The following is a 15,871-nucleotide window of genomic DNA, read 5'->3' on the forward strand; positions in this document are numbered from 1 at the left end:
GCACGACTGCGAGGGGGCACCCGCCGGACGCGCGCCGCCGTATCTAGTAACGTTTAACGGAGTCCGGCCGTGTAGATGGATGTAACAATGGCGAGTGACAAGATTCTGGGCATCGACCTCGGAACGACGAACTCCGCGTTCGCGGTCATGGAGGGCGGCGAGCCCGAGATCATCGTGAACGGCGAGGGTGACCGGACGACCCCGTCGGTCGTCGGCTTCGCCGACGACGGCGAGCGACTCGTGGGCAAGCCCGCGAAGAACCAGGCCGTCCAGAACCCCGACCGGACCATCCAGTCCATCAAGCGGCACATGGGCGAGGAGGAGTACACGGTCGACATCGACGGCGAGGAGTACACGCCCGAACAGATCTCGGCGATGATCCTCCAGAAGATCAAGCGCGACGCCGAGGAGTACCTCGGCGACGAAGTGGAGAAGGCGGTCATCACGGTCCCCGCGTACTTCAACGACAAGCAGCGGCAGGCGACGAAGGACGCGGGCGAGATCGCCGGCTTCGAGGTCGAGCGCATCGTCAACGAGCCGACGGCGGCGTCGATGGCGTACGGCCTCGACGACGAGTCCGACCAGACCGTCCTCGTCTACGACCTCGGCGGCGGCACGTTCGACGTGAGCGTGCTCGACCTCGGCGGCGGCGTCTACGAGGTGGTCGCGACCAACGGGGACAACGACCTCGGGGGCGACGACTGGGACGAGGCCATCATCGACCACCTGGCCGAGGAGTTCGAGAACGACCACGGCATCGACCTCCGCGAGGACCGCCAGGCGCTCCAGCGGCTGAAGGACGCCGCCGAGGAGGCGAAGATAGAGCTCAGTTCCCGGAAACAGACGACGATCAACCTCCCGTTCGTCACGGCGACCGACTCCGGACCGGTCCACCTGGAGACGGAACTCACGCGCGCGACGTTCGAGTCCATCACGAGCGACCTCATCGACCGCACGGTCGGGCCGACGGAGCAGGCGCTCGAGGACGCCGGCTACGACAGGGACGACATCGACGAGGTCATCCTCGTCGGCGGGTCGACCCGGATGCCGCAGGTCCAGGAGAAGGTCGAGGAGGTGCTCGGCGTCGAACCCAAGAAGAACGTCAACCCCGACGAGGCGGTGGCGCTCGGTGCGGCAATCCAGGCCGGCGTGCTCTCGGGCGACGTCGACGACCTGGTGCTGCTCGACGTGACGCCGCTCAGCCTCGGTATCGAGGTGAAAGGCGGGCTGTTCGAGCGGCTCATCGAGAAGAACACCACCATCCCGACGGAGGAGTCGAAGGTGTTCACCACCGCCGCGGCGAACCAGACGTCAGTCCAGGTGCGCGTGTTCCAGGGCGAGCGCGAGATAGCCGAGGAGAACGAACTGCTCGGCGAGTTCCAGCTCACGGGCATCCCGCCCGCGCCCGCCGGCACGCCCCAGATCGAGGTGTCGTTCAACATCGACGAGAACGGCATCGTGAACGTCGAGGCCGAGGACAAGGGGTCGGGCAACAAGGAGGACATCACCATCGAGGGCGGCGCCGGCCTCTCGGACGACGAGATCGATCGGATGCAGGAGGAGGCCGAACAGCACGCAGAGGAGGACGAACAGCGCCGTCAGCGCATCGAGGCCCGCAACGAGGCCGAGAGCACGGTCCAGCGGGCGGAGACGCTCCTCGACGAGAACGAGGAGAACGTCGACGACGACCTGGAGGCGGACATCCGCGAGGCCATCGAGGACGTCGAGGCGGTGCTCGAAGACGAGGACGCCTCCACCGAGGACCTGGAGTCGGCGACCGAGGACCTGAGCACTCAGCTTCAGGAGATCGGCAAGCAGATGTACCAGCAACAGCAGCAGGCGCAGGCCGGACCCGGCGGCGCGGGCGGCGCGGCCGGCGCCGGTCCCGACGGCGCGGGCGGCATGGGCGGACAGGCCGGTCCGGGCGGTGCGGGCGGTCCCGACGGGAACGGCGAGGGCGACGAGTACGTCGACGCCGACTTCGAGGACGTCGACGACGACGAGAACGACGGCGAGTAATCCCCGTCCCCGTCACGTTCCGGTCCCCGTGGGTCGCCGGACTCCCGCCGACGGGCGTCGGCGCGGACGCGAGCGCCCCCCTCGAGGGTTCGTCCCAGTGTCGAGGAACGTTTCTTCACTCGGGAGGTGACGAACCGGTCGATGCGTTCGACACGCAGTACCCGTGGGTCGCACACGGCCCGTGGACGAGTTCCGCGAGCGTAACGAGGCGCGACTGACGCTGTGTTCCGCCGACGGGTGTCGGTTCGGTGCGACCGAGGAGTCGCCCGGGTTCGACCGACTCGTCGGCGGGGACGCCTGCCCCGACTGCGGCGGCCGTCTCGAGACGAGCGGCGGCGTCGAGGTGGGTCACGTCTTCGAACTCGGGACGCGGTACTCGGGGGCGATGGGGCTCACCGTCGACGACGACGCCGTCGGCCGCGACTGTCTCCTGTACGACGACGGCCGGTCGGTCGGCGAGCGGTTCGCGGAGAGCGACCTGCTCGGCGTGCCCGCGAAGGTGATCGTGGGCGACACCTACCGGGAGACGGGCGAGGTGGAACTGGAGACGCGGGACGGCGGCACCCGACGGCTCGCACTCGACGACGTGGTGGCCGCCGTCGAACGGTTCGCGGCCGGCGAGTGACCCGCTGAGCCGTCGTTCCGGTCGGTCGACCGCTCGCGTCCCCGAGCCGCGATTTACTAATACGACGAGCAATGTACTACCCACAACGAATGAGCGAGGACTTCTACGACGTGCTGGGGGTCTCGCGGGACGCCGGCGAAGAGGAGATCAAACAGGCGTACCGGCAGAAGGCGACCGAGTACCACCCGGACGTGAGCGACGACCCGGAGGCGGAGGAGAAGTTCAAGAAGATACAGAAGGCCAAGGAGGTTCTCACGGACGAGGAGAAGCGGCAGGCGTACGACCGGATGGGCCACCAGCAGTACGAACAGGCCGAGAAACACGGCGGCGTCGGCGGCGGCGCCGGCGGCATGGGGGGACAGGGGGACCCGTTCGGTGGCATGGGCGGCGGCGCCGGCGGCATGGGCGGCGGCCTGGGCGACATCTTCGAGCAGTTCTTCGGCGGCGGGGGTCGCGGCGGGGGCGGCCCGCGGCCGGGGAAGGACCTCCGGACCGACCTGGAGATCGACCTCGAACAGGCGTTCGAGGGCGTCACCAAGGAGTTCACCGCGGCGCGACCGACCCGGTGTCCCGACTGCGACGGGAGCGGACACCCGCCCGACGCCGACGTGGAGACGTGCCCCGAGTGCGGCGGGCAGGGCCAGGTGACGCAGGTCCAGCAGACCCCGCTCGGGCGCGTCCAGCAGACCCGCGCGTGTCCCCGGTGTGACGGCGAGGGCGAACTGTACTCCGAGGAGTGCGCGCGGTGTAACGGGTCGGGCGTCACCCGCGAGGAGTCCACGCTCACGGTCGACATCCCGGCGGGCATCCGCGACGGGCAGACGCTCCGGATGGAGGGGGAGGGCGCGCCCGGCGAACCCGGCGCGCGCGACGGCGACCTGCTCATCGACGTGCGCGTTCAGGCGGACGACCGGTTCGAACGCGACGGCGCGGACCTCTACCTCACCGAACCCGTCTCGTTCCCGCAGGCGACGTTCGGCGCGACCGTGGAACTGGAGACCATCGACGGGACCGTCGAGTTCGACGTGCCGGCGGGAACCCAGAGCGGCGAGACGTTCCGCCTCGCCGGGAAGGGGATGCCTCGTCTGCGCGGGCGCGGCCGGGGCGACCTCTACGTCGAGGTCCACGTCGTCACGCCCGAGAGCCTCAACGACGACCAGCGCGAGGCCCTCGAGGCGTTCGCGGAGGCCGGCGGCGAGGAGGTCGACGTGAAGGAGGGCTTCTTCGAGAAGATCAAGAACAGCCTCTGAAGGCGCGGGGTTCGCCGTCCCGGTCCCGCTCGTGGGACTCCGGGTCGTGCCGCGCGCGACGCCGAACTCAGGACAACTGCGCCGCGAGGTCCGCCTCGGTGATGATGCCGACGGCCTCGCCGCCGTCGGTCACCATCACCGCCTTGTAGTGGTCGAGCAGGTTCCGAATCTCGTCGACGGTCGCCTCCGGGCCCACGGTCGGGAACGACTCGCTCATCACCTCGCTCACGGGGAGGTCCGCGGCGTCCTCGCCCGCGTGGATGACGTCGGACTGGGAGATGGAGCCGACCGGGATGCCGTTCTGTAACACGGGGAGCTGTGAGTACGCCTCGGCGTCCATCTCCTCGACGGCGGTCCTGACGGCGTCGTCGGGGGCGACGCTGATTATCCCGTCGTGCATCAGGTCGCGCGCTCGGACCACGTCCCCCTCCACCTCGTCTAACGCCTCGACGATGCGCCGGAGCGTCGAGAGACGAGGGTCCACGTCGCCGCCCTCGATGCGGGCGATGAGCGGCTGGGACACGTCGGCCCGCTCCGCGAGCGCTGCCTGCGTGAGGTCCAACCCCGTCCGGCGTTCGCGCAGGTCCTGTGGCGTCGGCAGTTCCATGCCGCTCAATTACTTCGAGTTATACGAAAATGTTTCGACTGTCCCCGGCGACCCACGGCGGGCCGGGTCAGACGGCTTCGTCCTCGTCCTCCTCGGTCTGGACGACCTCGATGACGTCGAGGGGGACGTCACGGAGCGCGCCGCCCACCTCGCTCTTGGCGATGCGCGTCGCGTGCTCCTCGTTCTCGGCGTTGAATATCTCGATCTCGAGCAGGAGTCCGACCAGCGCCGTGCTCGCGGCGATGAACGCCGAGTCGAACGGCTCCCCGCAGGCGGGGCACGGCGTCGCGCCGACCTCCACCTCCACGTACTCCTTGTCCGTCTCGTTCAGTCGCCGGCCCGCCTCGCTGACCGCCACGCCGATGGCGTCGTCGATGTCGTCGACGTCGCGCACCAGCCACGCCGCCTCCAACGCGACGAGGTAGTTGCTCATACCGTTCCTGGAGGGTCTGCGGGGTTTCGACTCTTGTGGTTCGTCTCGGCCGGGCCCGACTCCGGACGGCGCGTGGGAACGCGCACGCCACCCGCTACTTCGCCGTAAGTTATGACGATTACTCCGGTCGCCGCTCCGGATGCACCGGGTCGCGGGGCGAGAGCGGGAGAAACATAACGATTAATAACCTGGTAACAAAAATCGGAAGACTGCGTCGACCCGTACTTCGGACCCTAGCCCGAAAGCTTATATATCGGCGGAGTAGCTCCTCGGTACGGTAATGACCGCGACGCAATCGGTTCGACGGACCGGGCTGTTCGCCCTCCACCAGTTGACCGTCCTCGCCGGCATCCTGCTGTTCCCGCTGGTGCTCGCCACCCGCCGGGTCGGGCTCTCGCTCCCGGTCGGGCGGGCGGTCGAGCGCGTTCAGCGGGCGTACGATGACGCGCGAGCGACCGACGAGACGACGGAGACCGAGAGGTAGCGTCGGGGTCCGCGCGATTCCCGAAGGGGTGGCTTTATCAGCGGCGACCCCCTACGCCGTTTCAATGCGACCATCGAGCGATATCGCCGACCTCGACCCGCTTCGTGGCGACGAGACCGTCTTCGGACCGGAACTGGGGGAGTTCCCGAACGCCGACCGCCGGGCACAGCAACTGGAGGACGGCGAGGCGATGAAGACCGGGACGACCACCGTCGGCATCCGCGCGGGCAACGCCGTCGTCCTCGCGACCGACATGCGCGCCTCGCTCGGCAGCATGGTCTCCTCGAAGGACGTCCAGAAGGTCGAGGAGGTCCACCCGCGCGGCGCGCTCACCATCGCGGGCGCCGTCTCGGCCGCCCAGAACCTCATCCAGACGATTCAGGCGGAGACCAACCTCTACGAGGCGCGCCGCGGCAAGGAGATGAGCATGCAGGCGCTGTCGACGCTCGTCGGGAACCTCCTCCGCTCGGGCGCGTTCTACATCGTCCAGCCCATCCTCGGCGGCGTCGACGACGAGGGACCCCACGTCTACTCCATCGACCCCGCCGGCGGCATGAGCGAGGAGGAGTACACCGTGACCGGGTCCGGCTCACAGTACGCGCTCGGGGTGCTCGAACAGGAGTACAGCGACGACCTGAGCGTCGAGGACGCCCAGATCGTCGCCGCGCGCGCCATCAAGTCGGCGGTCGAGCGCGACCTCGCCTCGGGCAACGGCATCAACATGTGCGTCGTCACCGTCGACGGCGTCGAGATAACCCAGCACAAGGACTTCGGCGACTTCCTCGACGAGGAGTAGCGAGAAACAGCGAGGTGTCGCGACCGGAGGCGGGCGCTCCCGTGCGGCCCCGCGCTCCCACCCGGCGCCGTCGCGTCCGTTCGCTCACCACTCCGCGAACTGCCCGTCCACGAGCGTCGCCGCCTGCTTCTCGACGTAGCGCCGCTGCATCCCCTCGACCGCGTCCGCGAACGACGCGCCGTCGTCGAGTCGGTCGCGCACCTCCCGTCGCTTCCACGTCGCGGGCGTGCGCCCCGTCTCGGCGCGGTGGCGGAGCGGGTCGAGGTACCGCTCCACCTCGGCGGTCGAACAGCCCGCGTCCTCCAGTCCGGCCTCGGCGTGCGAGAGCAGGTCGTCGAACACCGTCGCCGAGTCGGTCGTCGACGCCCCGTCGGTGGCGACCCACCGGAGGTCGGCGTCGACGCCGTCCTCGACGGCGGCGTAGAAGTTCGACTCGGCCGTCTCCCAGTCGAGGTCGACGACCGGGTGACGGCGGCGGGTGAGACTCTCCATCAGCCCCGCGAACGCCGCGAGGAACGCGACCGAGTCGCGCACCGTCGGCTGGGCGGCGATGGGACGGAACTCGATGCGGGCGTTGGCGGCCGACCGCGTCGCGCCGTCGAACACCGGGCGGACCCAGCGCCAGTAGGTGCCGTGTTTCCGCCGGAGCGTCGCGAACGCGTCGTCGAACCGGTCTCCCTCCTCGACGGGCATCGAGACGACCGTCGCGTCGGCGGCGACCCGGTCGACCGCCTCCTCGACCGTGTCGAGGTCGGCCGGGAACCGCACCTTCTCGTGGCCCTCGGTGTTCATCACCGACTCGAAGACGGCGACGCGGTTCTCGTGCCAGCCGTCGCGGAGAATCGCCTCCGGCGACGCGTCCTCGGCGTACAGGTCGGGCGGGAAGAACGGGGAGTTGCCCCCGAGCGCGAGCAGTGGGCCGGCGACGCGGAGCGCCAGGTCGTGATAGACGGGGACGTCCTCGGCGTTCGGCACCTGGTAGTGGGGCTGGATGGAGGTGATGAGGCTCTCGGGCATCACCGTCTCGGCCACTAGGTCGACGTGCGGCGCGTCGACGGAGAAGCCCCCCTCGACCCACGACCCGTTCGCCATCGCGTGGTACCGCACCGCGTCGCTCATGTTCGTGGCGATGCGGACCCCGTCGTCGACGATGGAGTCCGCGAGGTACCCCCGGGCCGTCTCGCCGGCCGGCGGAATCGTCCAGATGCCGTCGGAGACGAGGCGCATCCCCTCCGTGTCCGTCGTGTCGAGCGCGGCTGTCAGCCGCGCGCGAACCTCGGCCGCCTGCGCCCGGAGGCCCGCGGGGTTGAACGGCTGTGGGCTGGTCGTCATCTCCGCGTTGTGGAGCCCGAGTTCCTTCTCGAAGCCGATGAGTTCCAGCAGTCGACGGGGGACGCGACACAGCGTGTGCGCCTCCCCGTCCCCCTCGTCGGTCCGCCAGCGACCCTCGGAGACGGCGTAGAACTCGTACTCCAGCCCCACGATGGACTGGTGGTTGTCGAACGTCCCGGCGCGCAGTTCCTCCTTCACCGTCTCGGCGTCGGCCGCCGCGCGCCGGCCGAACGCCTCCGCGTCGACCGCCAGCACGTCGTTCACCCGGCCCGCGAGAGTTCCGTCGCCTTCGGCCATATCCCCGGGACGCTCCGCCGGCCCTTCAACCCGTTGGACACCGAAAGGAACCCGGAGAACGCGACGGGTCTCCGGCGAGGCAACCGCGAGTCGGCGGACTTATTCGCGCCGCCGGCCGACCCGCCGGTATGGATTTCGCGGCGTTCGCCGAGCGGGCGGACGGGCTCGAAGCCGAGGAGAGCGACCTCGGGACCGTCGAACTCGTCGCTTCCCTCCTGACCGAGGCGGACGCGGACCTCGCCGTCGTCGCGCGCTTCCTGCAGGGCAGGGTGTTCCCCGGATGGGACACCCGGAAGCTCTCGGTCGGGCCGGCGCTGTGTTACGAGGCCATCGCCCGCGCGGCCGGGACGAACGTGACCGTCGACGACGTGGAGGAGGAACTGGCCGAGACCGGCGAGATCGGCGCCGTCGCCGCGAGCTACGACTTCGGCGGGCAGACCGGGCTCGCGGCGTTCGCGGGCGGCGGTGACGGGGACGGCGCCGGGAGCGGGGACAGGGGCAGGGGCGACCTCACCGTCGGCGAGGTGTTCGACGCGCTCGCGTCCGTGGCGGCCGCGGCGGGCGAGGGCAGCGAGGACACCCGCCGGGACACGCTGTTCGGCCTGTTCAACCGCGCCGGCCCCCGGGAGGCGAAGTACCTCGCGCGACTGGTGCTCGGCGAGATGCGCGTCGGCGTCGGCGGCGGCACCGTCCGTGACGCGGTGGCGGCGGCGTTCCTCGGCGCGGCGACGACGACGCCCGTCGAGGACCGGGTCGAGGGCGACGACACCGACGCGCTGGTGGGGGTCGTCGAGCGGGCGCTCCAGGTGACGAACGACTACGGCCGCGTGGCCGAACTCGCGCGAGACGAGGGCGTCGACGGGCTAGAGTCGGTGTCGCTGGAGGTCGGCCGGCCGGTGCGCGCGATGCTCGCACAGACGGGCACGGTGGCCGACGCGCTCGACGACTGGGACGCCGCCGTCGTCGAGACGAAGTACGACGGCGCGCGCGTCCAACTCCACTACGACGGCGAGTCGGCGTCGGTGTTCTCCCGGAACATGGAGGACGTGACCGACGCGCTCCCGGAACTGGTCGAACACGCCGAGGAGCACCTCGCCGCGCCGGCCATCGTCGACGGCGAAGCCGTCGCGGTCGACGGCGACGGCCGGCCGCTCCCGTTCCAGGAGATACTCCGGCGCTTCCGGCGCAAACACGACGTCGACCGGATGCGCGAGGAGGTGACGGTCGAACTCCGGGCGTTCGACTGCCTCCACGCGGGCGTTCCCGGCGACGGGTCGGGCGCACGCGAGTCCGAGTCCGAGTCCGAGTCTCGCGCGGGCGAGGACCTGCTCGACGCGCCGCTGACCGAGCGACACGACCGGCTCCGCGAACTGCTCGGTGCGGGCGTCTCGGAGCTTCTGGTCTCCGACGACCCCGAGGAGATAGAGGCGTTCGAGGCCGACGCGCTCGAGGCCGGCCACGAGGGAGTCATGCTGAAGCGGCCGGACTCGGCGTACTCCCCCGGGCGGCGCGGCCGGAACTGGCTGAAGCGCAAGCCGGACGTGGAGACGCTCGACCTGGCGGTCACGGGCGCGGAGTGGGGCGAGGGGCGACGGGCGACGTTCCTCGGGACGTTCCTGCTGTCGGCGCGCGACGGCGAGGCGGGCTACGAGACCATCGGGAAGGTGGCGACGGGCATCACCGACGAGGAGTTGGCCGAGTTGACGGGGCGGCTGGAACCACACGTCGTCGGAGAGTCGGGGACGGACGTGGACCTCCGGCCGGCGGTGGTGTTCGAGGTGGGGTACGAGGAGATACAGCGCTCGCCGACGTACTCCTCGGGGTACGCCCTCCGGTTCCCCCGGTTCCTCGGCGTGCGCGAGGACAAGGAGCCGAGCGACGCCGACACGCTCGCCCGGGTCGAACGACTGGCGGACGCGCAGTGAGGGCGGTGGAGTGTGAGATGGGGCTCCGCGACCGCCTCTCGGCGCTCCGGCGGGAGGTCGACGCGCTGGCCGTCGCCATGGTCGACCCACGGACGCCGTGGTACGCGAAGGCGGTTCTCGGCCTCACGGTCGGGCTCGCCGCCTCGCCGGTCGACCCGATTCCGGACTTCGTGCCCGTGCTCGGCTACCTCGACGACCTCCTGTTCGTCCCCGCCGGCGCGTGGCTCGCCCGCCGCCTCACGCCGGCCGACGTCCTCGCCGACGCCCGCGGGCGGGCGGAGGAGGGGGAGGTGGGGCGGGTTCGGTGGGTCGTCGCCGGACTCGTCGTCCTCGGGTGGGCGTTCACGGCGCTCCTGCTCGCGGCGGCGTGGGGGCGGATCTCGTAGGGAAAGGCACTTGCCCCGGCCGGTCGCACGGCCGGGCGTGAACGTCCGCCGGACCGTCGCCGCGTACCCCGTGCAGGTCGTGCTCGGGACCGCGTTCGTCGCCGCGCTGTTCGTCACGGTCGGCTACGTCGTCGGCGGCGGCGAGTCGACGGCGACCGCGCTCCGCCTCGCCGCGCTCACCACGGTGCTGTTCTGTTTCGCGGCGTGGTTCGCCGCCGGACCGCTCGCCGAGCGGTACCTGTAAGCCGTCCGCGCACAGACGGACGAGTATGACAGTCCGTCACGACGACCTGACCGTCGACTGGTTCGGCTACGCGACCGCACGGCTGGAGACCGAAGACGGGTTCGTCGCCTACGTCGACCCCGGGCGGTACGGCGTGCTCACCGGCGAGTGGACGCCGCCGGGCGGCGGCGACCCGACGGAGGCGGCCCACCCGCGCGCGACCGACTACCGCCCCGAGGACGGCGACCTGGTCTGCGTCACCCACGACCACCACTACGACCCGGACGGCATCGAACGCGTCGCGAGCGCCGACGCGACGGTGCTCGTGTACGAGGGCATCGACGCCGGGAGCATCGACCGCGACGTCGCGCCGGTGCGCGACCTGCCGTTCGACGTGGTCCGGGTCGCCGAGGAGGACCACCACGTGGTCGAGACGGCGAACGGGACCGCCGACGTGTGGTCGATGCCGGCGTACAACCGGGACGACGGCCCGCACGTCCACGACGACGGGAGCGTCACGCACCCGAGGGGGTCGGGCGTCGGCTACCGGATGATGCTCGGCGGCACGTCGGTGTTCTGGCCGGGCGACTCCGACGCGCTCGACGCGTTCGCCGAACTCGACGTCTCGCTGTTCCTTGCGAACATCTCCGGGTCGGTCTGTATGAACGCCGCGGAGGCCGCAGACCTCGCCGAGCGGATGGACCCCGACCTGGTCGTCCCGATTCACTACAACACGCTCGACTTCCTCGCGGCCGACTCGGCCGAGTTCGTCGTCGACGTGGCGCGGCGGTCGATTCCGGTCGCGCTCGACGAGGGCGGACCGGGCCAGTAGCGACGCCACCGCGTCGGAGCGGGAGCGAGCGTCGGCCGAGCGGGCGGCCGCCGCGCAAATTACTTGGTCGGTCCGCGCCGACTCCGAGGTATGGCGCCCTCCCCGTCGACTGCGACCCCGTCGTACTGCTCGGCCTGCGGGGGACGGCTCTCGCTCGGCGACGCGTACTGTTCCCGGTGCGGTAGCGAGGTCGGGGCGAGCGACCCCGCCGACCCGGACCGCGCGTGGCTCCGCCGGCGGGTGCAGGACCTCGAAGTCGCCGGCTGGGAGACGACGGCGGACCACGGCGACCGGGTCGTCCTCCGCAGGCGCGGGTTCGGCTCGCTGCCCGCGCACGTCCTCCTCTTTCTCGTCAGCGGCGGCGTCCTCAACCTCGCGTACGGCGCCTACCGCTACACCGCCGGCGCGCCCCGCCGCGAGGTGCGCGCCGACGGCACCGAGCGCTCGTACCCCGACGACGGCCCGAGCGTCGACCTCCCGACCGTCCTCGGGGTCGGCGTCGGCATCGTCTCCGTCGGGGTACTGGGGTTCTTCGCGCTGAACGGGTCGCTCCTCACCGGGGTCGTGCTTCTGGCCGCGCTGCTTCTCCCCCCGCTTCTCCTGCTGTCGCTCCCGTCGCGCGACCGGCGGCGGTCGCCCTCGACGTTCGGCCGCGAGCAGGCCGTCTCCGAGGAACCGGTCCGGAACCCGCCCGAACCGTGCGCGGCGTGCGGCGACCGGGTCCGCACCGGCGTCCGCCGGCGCTACGGCGACAGGCTGTACGCCGCCGGTCTCCCCGTCCGGACGTACCGGGAGGGGCAGAACGTCTACTGTCGCGACTGCGCGGACGCACGGGAGTCCGAAGCGTCGACGGGAACCGACTCGAACGAACCGAAATCGGAGCGGTCGGAGAGTGGGGACGTGGAGGCGGAACGGGAGCGGCTGGTCGAGTCGTCGTAGACGGCGGGGCTACAGCACGCCCATCTCGGTCAGCCGCTCGGGGAGGTACGTGTCGGTCACGAAGTCGAGCCCCTGCGCGGCGAGCGCCTGCTGTTCGGCCTTCTTCCCGATGTCGAGCTGGAGTTCTATCTGCTCCTCCCAGAACTCCGTCTGGAACCGGGGGTCCTCGAGTTCCGACTCCAGCGCGTTCACGTCCGAGTCCGAGAGCGGGTCGGTCGGCAGGTCGTAGTCCACGATGTCCTGCGGCCGGATGCCGACGTACCGCGCCTCGGGTGTCGCGAGGTACTCCGAGAGGTGCGCGGACTTGATGGAGCCGTACGCGACGGAGCCGAAGATGCGGTAGCTCCAGGGGTCGCCGTCACAGAACACCACCACCGGCAGGTCGAGTTCGTCGTGCAGGCGCTTCGTGATGCGCCGCGTCGCCCGGGCGGGCTGCCCGCCGAGGTGGACGACGAGACAGTCGTAGTCGTCGTCGAATCCGTTCTCGACCAGCCGGTCGCGCATACCGCCGGTCTCGACGCAGAGGACGAACTCGGCGTCGTTGTCGAGGAAGTCGATGGTGTCGGGGTTGTTCGGAATCTGGTACCCCCCCTGCCCCACGTCGTCCTGACAGTGTATCTCGCGGTCACCCCGTCGGGTCTGCTCGCGGAGCAGCAGCGGCCCCATCACCTTCGCGCCCGACTCCTCCGGGCGCATGTGGAAGTCCTCGCGGGTGACCCCCGAGACGATTTCGAGGTCCTCGATGAGCTGGTTCGACTCGTCCTGCGTGGTGAACTGCGCCTCCTCGGAGTCCCACGACTCGCTGAGGTAGTACAGTTCGCGCAGCGTCGACGAGCGGTTCTCGTCGAGTTGCTGGGCGAGGAACTCCACCGCGTACACCGCCTTCAGGAGCTTCCGCGCCCCGCGGACGGAGTTGGCAGAGCGGGTCGAGGTCCGGTCGCCGTACACCCAGACGCCCGCCTCGTCGTCGAAGACGATGTTGCTCTTGGTTCGCGTGGGGAGCGTCATCTCGGGGATGTCCCCGCGGTCGAACTGGTCGTAGAACTCCGCGGCCAGTTCCAGTAGCTGTTCGCGCGCCTGCTCCTCGTTCAGTCTGGTCCGTGACTCGGTCTCGCTCATTTACGCGTTCACCGTGAGTTTCTCCGTCTCGACCCCGTCGACGTTCACGTCGAACTCGGCGTCGTCCGACACCGTGTACTCGAGAATCGCCTCGTCGCCGCCGGCCACCGAGGGCGCCCACTTCACGAACCACTCCCCGTCCAGGTCGACGACGGTGGCCTCCTCCGGCACGTCCGCGGGTTCGACCGAGACGATGTCCGTCACGTCGAGTTCCTCCGTCCGGTCGGAGTGGTTCTCGACGACGAGCCTGACCGTGCCGCCCTCGCGCTCGCGCTCGACGCTGACGTTGTTCATGATGCGCGCCAGCGCGCCCTCGATGTTGGGCCGGTCGCGCTCGCAGACCGCGGCCACCTTGTCGGCCATCTCGGGGAGGATGCGCCCGAGCACGTCCTGTTTCTCCCGGCGCTTCTGCATCGAGCGCCGCTTGCTCAGGTAGCTCTTGAGTTCGCGCGCCGCCTCGCGGACCGCGAGTTCGATCTCGTCCTCGATGGCGGGGATGTTCGCGAGCGCGTCCTTCGACTCGCTCGTGAACGGGACGTTCGTGGACGCCACGTGGATCATGACGACCGCCGGACCGTTGGGCATCCCCGACCCGCCGGGCTGGTCGAGCCCGTAGTTGCGCCAGCCGATTCGCTTCACCACGTCCGTCGTGGCACACGCCCCGCGCTGGTAGACCAGCGGGACGCGGTTGGCGAACCGGAGCAGGTCGACCTGTCCGTCCGCGCTCAGGTCGCCGCCGTACGCGATACCCGCCTCGACGATGAACGGGTCGCCGCCGTGGACGTCGGCGTCGCGGGTGGCGGCGGCGTAGAAGTCGGCGTCGTACTCCTTCCGGAGGCCGGCCTCGACCAGGTCGGCCGTGATAGGCGCGAGACAGTCCGTCGGCGGGGCGAGGATGTCCGTCTCGCGCATCGCCTCCAGCAGCGCGGAGGCGGTGTCACGGTCGGCCGCGACGTCGTTCACGTTCGGCAGGTCGTCGGGCACCGTCCGCATCCGCGCCCACAGCGCGTCGACGACGTTCTCGCGGGCCGTCTCGCCGAACGCCACGTCGTCGAACTCCACCATCCGGTCGGCGGCGTCGCCGACGAGCCGCGCGAGTCGGTCGCGGGTGAGCCGGTGCCGGTCGTCCTCGACCGACGCGAAGTCCGCGGCGAGCCGCTCCGCGAGTCCCTCGACCGTCTCGTCGTCCTTCCGGCTGCTCGTCGCGTCGTCGACGAGCGCGTACAGCGGGGCACGAAGCACCGACTCCGCCTCGCTCGCGTCACCCCCCTCGCCCCCCTCGTCGGCCTCGTCGGCTTCGCCGACCCGGCCCGCGGTCATCGAGGTCCAGACGGCGTCGACGGTGTTCTCGCGGACGGTGTCGCCGAACGTCTTCCCCGTCGCGTCCTCGGCGTCGGCGGCGGCGGCGTCGACGAGACGGACGAGTTCGTGGTGGGCCGTCAGGTCGCGGTCCGCGAGCGCGTCGGCGACGCCCGAGGCGAAGGCGTCGGTGGCCTCCGCCCCCTTCCCGGCGACGGCGTCGGCGACGACCGCCTCGACGTCGACGGACGCGGGCGTCTCCCACGCCGCCTCGCGGCCGAAGTGGCGGTCGCGGAAGTTGGCGACGACCTTGTCCGCGGTCTTCTTGCCGACGCGGGTGAACTCCCCCTGGAGGAACCCCGAGACCGAGTACGACTCGCTCGCCTCTAGCATCTTGATGAGCGTGCCGAGTTCGACCCCGTGGGGGTGGGGACGAATCTCCTCGGTCTCGGCGGGAAGCTGGTCGGTGCCGCGCTCGAACTTCAGCGGCTCGTCCATCCCCGGTTCGCGCAGTTCGAGCCGGGCGTGGGGGTTGACGACCGCCGTGTGCTTGATGTAGTCGTGGAGCTGAGCGCGCGCCCGCATGTTCGCCTCCATCTCGATCTCGATGCGGGTGCCGTGGGGACGGTCCCACGAGGTGGTTCGCTCGGCCTTGATCTCGGGCTCGTTCGTGTCCGTGTCGATGATGAGTTCGAAGTACTGCGCCTCCGAGTCCCCCTTCGGCCGGGAGGTTATCTTCGCCGGCTTGCCCGAGGTCAACTGCGAGTAGAGCACCGCCGCGGAGATGCCGATCCCCTGCTGGCCGCGGCTCTGTTCGCGGGCGTGGAACCGCGACCCGTACAGGAGCTTCCCGAACACCTTCGGTAACTGCGCTTTCGTGATGCCCGGCCCGTTGTCCTCGACCACGAGGCGGTAGTAGTCGCCCACCTCCCGGATCTCGACGTAGATGTCGGGGCGGACGCCCGCCTCCTCGCACGCGTCGAGCGCGTTGTCCACCGCTTCCTTGACGGCGGTGACGAGCCCTCGCGCGCCCGAGTCGAACCCGAGCATGTGTTTGTTCTTCTCGAAGAACTCGGCGATGGAGATCTCGCGCTGGCCCGCCGCAAGTTCGTCCGCGATCCCCTCCTCGTCCCCGAGCGTCGACTGGAACGACGTCATTCGGTGTCCACCCCTACCGGGCCGGGGCATAAAACGGTGTCCTCAGCGGGGTGAAAGTGAACCCTCGCCGCCTCCCCTTCACCCCTCGAGGCGTTCCCGGAACGGTCGTGCGTACGGTGTGCACGACCCCGCGGCAGTGAGGTGCGT

The 15,871-nt window shown here is 70.4% G+C and carries 15 protein-coding genes; 10 read left to right on the forward strand and 5 right to left on the reverse strand.

What is annotated here, in order from left to right:
* Positions 1 to 87 precede the first annotated feature (87 nt).
* From dnaK to dnaJ, 3 genes are all read left to right on the forward strand, one after another.
* Entirely contained in the window at positions 88 to 2,019 is a 1,932-nt protein-coding gene (gene dnaK / locus AC6RUA_RS03325) for a molecular chaperone DnaK (protein WP_499814522.1), read from the forward strand.
* 181 nt (positions 2,020 to 2,200) lie between these two features.
* On the forward strand, positions 2,201 to 2,644 hold the full coding sequence (locus tag AC6RUA_RS03330) for a His/Gly/Thr/Pro-type tRNA ligase C-terminal domain-containing protein (RefSeq protein WP_499814523.1): 444 nt from the start codon (positions 2,201 to 2,203) through the stop codon (positions 2,642 to 2,644).
* An 89-nt stretch (positions 2,645 to 2,733) separates the two neighbouring features.
* Entirely contained in the window at positions 2,734 to 3,894 is a 1,161-nt protein-coding gene (gene dnaJ / locus AC6RUA_RS03335; protein WP_499814524.1) for a molecular chaperone DnaJ, read from the forward strand.
* Between the two features lie 67 nt (positions 3,895 to 3,961).
* Here the strand turns inward: dnaJ and AC6RUA_RS03340 are convergent, their stop codons facing one another.
* Together AC6RUA_RS03340 and AC6RUA_RS03345 are read right to left on the reverse strand one after the other, a co-directional pair.
* Positions 3,962 to 4,501: a CBS domain-containing protein gene (locus AC6RUA_RS03340; protein ID WP_499814525.1), complete on the reverse strand. Its 540-nt coding sequence runs from the start codon at positions 4,499 to 4,501 to the stop codon at positions 3,962 to 3,964.
* Between the two features lie 67 nt (positions 4,502 to 4,568).
* Positions 4,569 to 4,934: a DUF555 domain-containing protein gene (locus AC6RUA_RS03345; RefSeq protein WP_499814526.1), complete on the reverse strand. Its 366-nt coding sequence runs from the start codon at positions 4,932 to 4,934 to the stop codon at positions 4,569 to 4,571.
* Positions 4,935 to 5,214: 280 nt separating this feature from the next.
* Here AC6RUA_RS03345 and AC6RUA_RS03350 point away from each other — a divergent pair, with 280 nt between their 5' ends.
* Positions 5,215 to 5,418, forward strand: a complete 204-nt coding sequence (locus AC6RUA_RS03350; RefSeq protein ID WP_499814527.1) for a hypothetical protein — start codon at positions 5,215 to 5,217, stop codon at positions 5,416 to 5,418.
* A gap of 64 nt (positions 5,419 to 5,482) precedes the next feature.
* Positions 5,483 to 6,214 carry an archaeal proteasome endopeptidase complex subunit beta gene (psmB, locus tag AC6RUA_RS03355; protein WP_499814528.1) on the forward strand — a complete coding sequence of 244 codons (732 nt, stop codon included), beginning with the start codon at positions 5,483 to 5,485 and terminating at the stop codon, positions 6,212 to 6,214.
* 84 nt (positions 6,215 to 6,298) lie between these two features.
* Here the strand turns inward: psmB and AC6RUA_RS03360 are convergent, their stop codons facing one another.
* The gene (locus tag AC6RUA_RS03360; RefSeq protein ID WP_499814529.1) at positions 6,299 to 7,843 is read right to left on the reverse strand and encodes a glutamate-cysteine ligase family protein; all 1,545 of its coding nucleotides are present in this window, start codon (positions 7,841 to 7,843) and stop codon (positions 6,299 to 6,301) included.
* A 128-nt stretch (positions 7,844 to 7,971) separates the two neighbouring features.
* Between AC6RUA_RS03360 and ligA the strand changes: the two genes are divergently transcribed.
* From ligA to AC6RUA_RS03385, 5 genes are all read left to right on the forward strand, one after another.
* Positions 7,972 to 9,768, forward strand: coding sequence for an ATP-dependent DNA ligase LigA (ligA, locus tag AC6RUA_RS03365; RefSeq protein ID WP_499814530.1), 1,797 nt, complete (start codon positions 7,972 to 7,974; stop codon positions 9,766 to 9,768).
* Positions 9,765 to 10,154: a YkvA family protein gene (locus AC6RUA_RS03370; protein WP_499814531.1), complete on the forward strand. Its 390-nt coding sequence runs from the start codon at positions 9,765 to 9,767 to the stop codon at positions 10,152 to 10,154. Before ligA ends, AC6RUA_RS03370 begins: the two co-directional genes overlap by 4 nt.
* A gap of 37 nt (positions 10,155 to 10,191) precedes the next feature.
* Positions 10,192 to 10,398: a hypothetical protein gene (locus tag AC6RUA_RS03375; protein ID WP_499814532.1), complete on the forward strand. Its 207-nt coding sequence runs from the start codon at positions 10,192 to 10,194 to the stop codon at positions 10,396 to 10,398.
* A gap of 25 nt (positions 10,399 to 10,423) precedes the next feature.
* Positions 10,424 to 11,209: an MBL fold metallo-hydrolase gene (locus tag AC6RUA_RS03380; RefSeq protein WP_499814533.1), complete on the forward strand. Its 786-nt coding sequence runs from the start codon at positions 10,424 to 10,426 to the stop codon at positions 11,207 to 11,209.
* Positions 11,210 to 11,299: 90 nt separating this feature from the next.
* On the forward strand, positions 11,300 to 12,148 hold the full coding sequence (locus AC6RUA_RS03385) for a DUF8108 domain-containing protein (RefSeq protein WP_499814534.1): 849 nt from the start codon (positions 11,300 to 11,302) through the stop codon (positions 12,146 to 12,148).
* A 9-nt stretch (positions 12,149 to 12,157) separates the two neighbouring features.
* Here the strand turns inward: AC6RUA_RS03385 and AC6RUA_RS03390 are convergent, their stop codons facing one another.
* Together AC6RUA_RS03390 and AC6RUA_RS03395 are read right to left on the reverse strand one after the other, a co-directional pair.
* Positions 12,158 to 13,267, reverse strand: a complete 1,110-nt coding sequence (locus AC6RUA_RS03390) for a DNA topoisomerase IV subunit A (RefSeq protein ID WP_499814535.1) — start codon at positions 13,265 to 13,267, stop codon at positions 12,158 to 12,160.
* Complete coding sequence (locus AC6RUA_RS03395; protein WP_499814536.1) at positions 13,268 to 15,724, reverse strand: DNA topoisomerase VI subunit B; 2,457 nt, start codon at positions 15,722 to 15,724, stop codon at positions 13,268 to 13,270.
* Positions 15,725 to 15,871: the final 147 nt, after the last annotated feature.

This window comes from Halorarum sp. SLYT50 (assembly GCF_059821265.1).

What these genes read in the sequence shown, in the direction of transcription:
- dnaK (WP_499814522.1), top strand. Translation starts at nt 88, where the DNA reads ATGGCGAGTGACAAGATTCTGGGCATCGACCTCGGAACGACGAACTCC.
- dnaJ (WP_499814524.1), top strand. Translation starts at nt 2,734, where the DNA reads ATGAGCGAGGACTTCTACGACGTGCTGGGGGTCTCGCGGGACGCCGGC.
- AC6RUA_RS03340 (WP_499814525.1), bottom strand. Translation starts at nt 4,501, where the DNA reads ATGGAACTGCCGACGCCACAGGACCTGCGCGAACGCCGGACGGGGTTG.
- AC6RUA_RS03345 (WP_499814526.1), bottom strand. Translation starts at nt 4,934, where the DNA reads ATGAGCAACTACCTCGTCGCGTTGGAGGCGGCGTGGCTGGTGCGCGAC.
- AC6RUA_RS03350 (WP_499814527.1), top strand. Translation starts at nt 5,215, where the DNA reads ATGACCGCGACGCAATCGGTTCGACGGACCGGGCTGTTCGCCCTCCAC.
- psmB (WP_499814528.1), top strand. Translation starts at nt 5,483, where the DNA reads ATGCGACCATCGAGCGATATCGCCGACCTCGACCCGCTTCGTGGCGAC.
- AC6RUA_RS03360 (WP_499814529.1), bottom strand. Translation starts at nt 7,843, where the DNA reads ATGGCCGAAGGCGACGGAACTCTCGCGGGCCGGGTGAACGACGTGCTG.
- ligA (WP_499814530.1), top strand. Translation starts at nt 7,972, where the DNA reads ATGGATTTCGCGGCGTTCGCCGAGCGGGCGGACGGGCTCGAAGCCGAG.
- AC6RUA_RS03380 (WP_499814533.1), top strand. Translation starts at nt 10,424, where the DNA reads ATGACAGTCCGTCACGACGACCTGACCGTCGACTGGTTCGGCTACGCG.
- AC6RUA_RS03385 (WP_499814534.1), top strand. Translation starts at nt 11,300, where the DNA reads ATGGCGCCCTCCCCGTCGACTGCGACCCCGTCGTACTGCTCGGCCTGC.
- AC6RUA_RS03390 (WP_499814535.1), bottom strand. Translation starts at nt 13,267, where the DNA reads ATGAGCGAGACCGAGTCACGGACCAGACTGAACGAGGAGCAGGCGCGC.
- AC6RUA_RS03395 (WP_499814536.1), bottom strand. Translation starts at nt 15,724, where the DNA reads ATGACGTCGTTCCAGTCGACGCTCGGGGACGAGGAGGGGATCGCGGAC.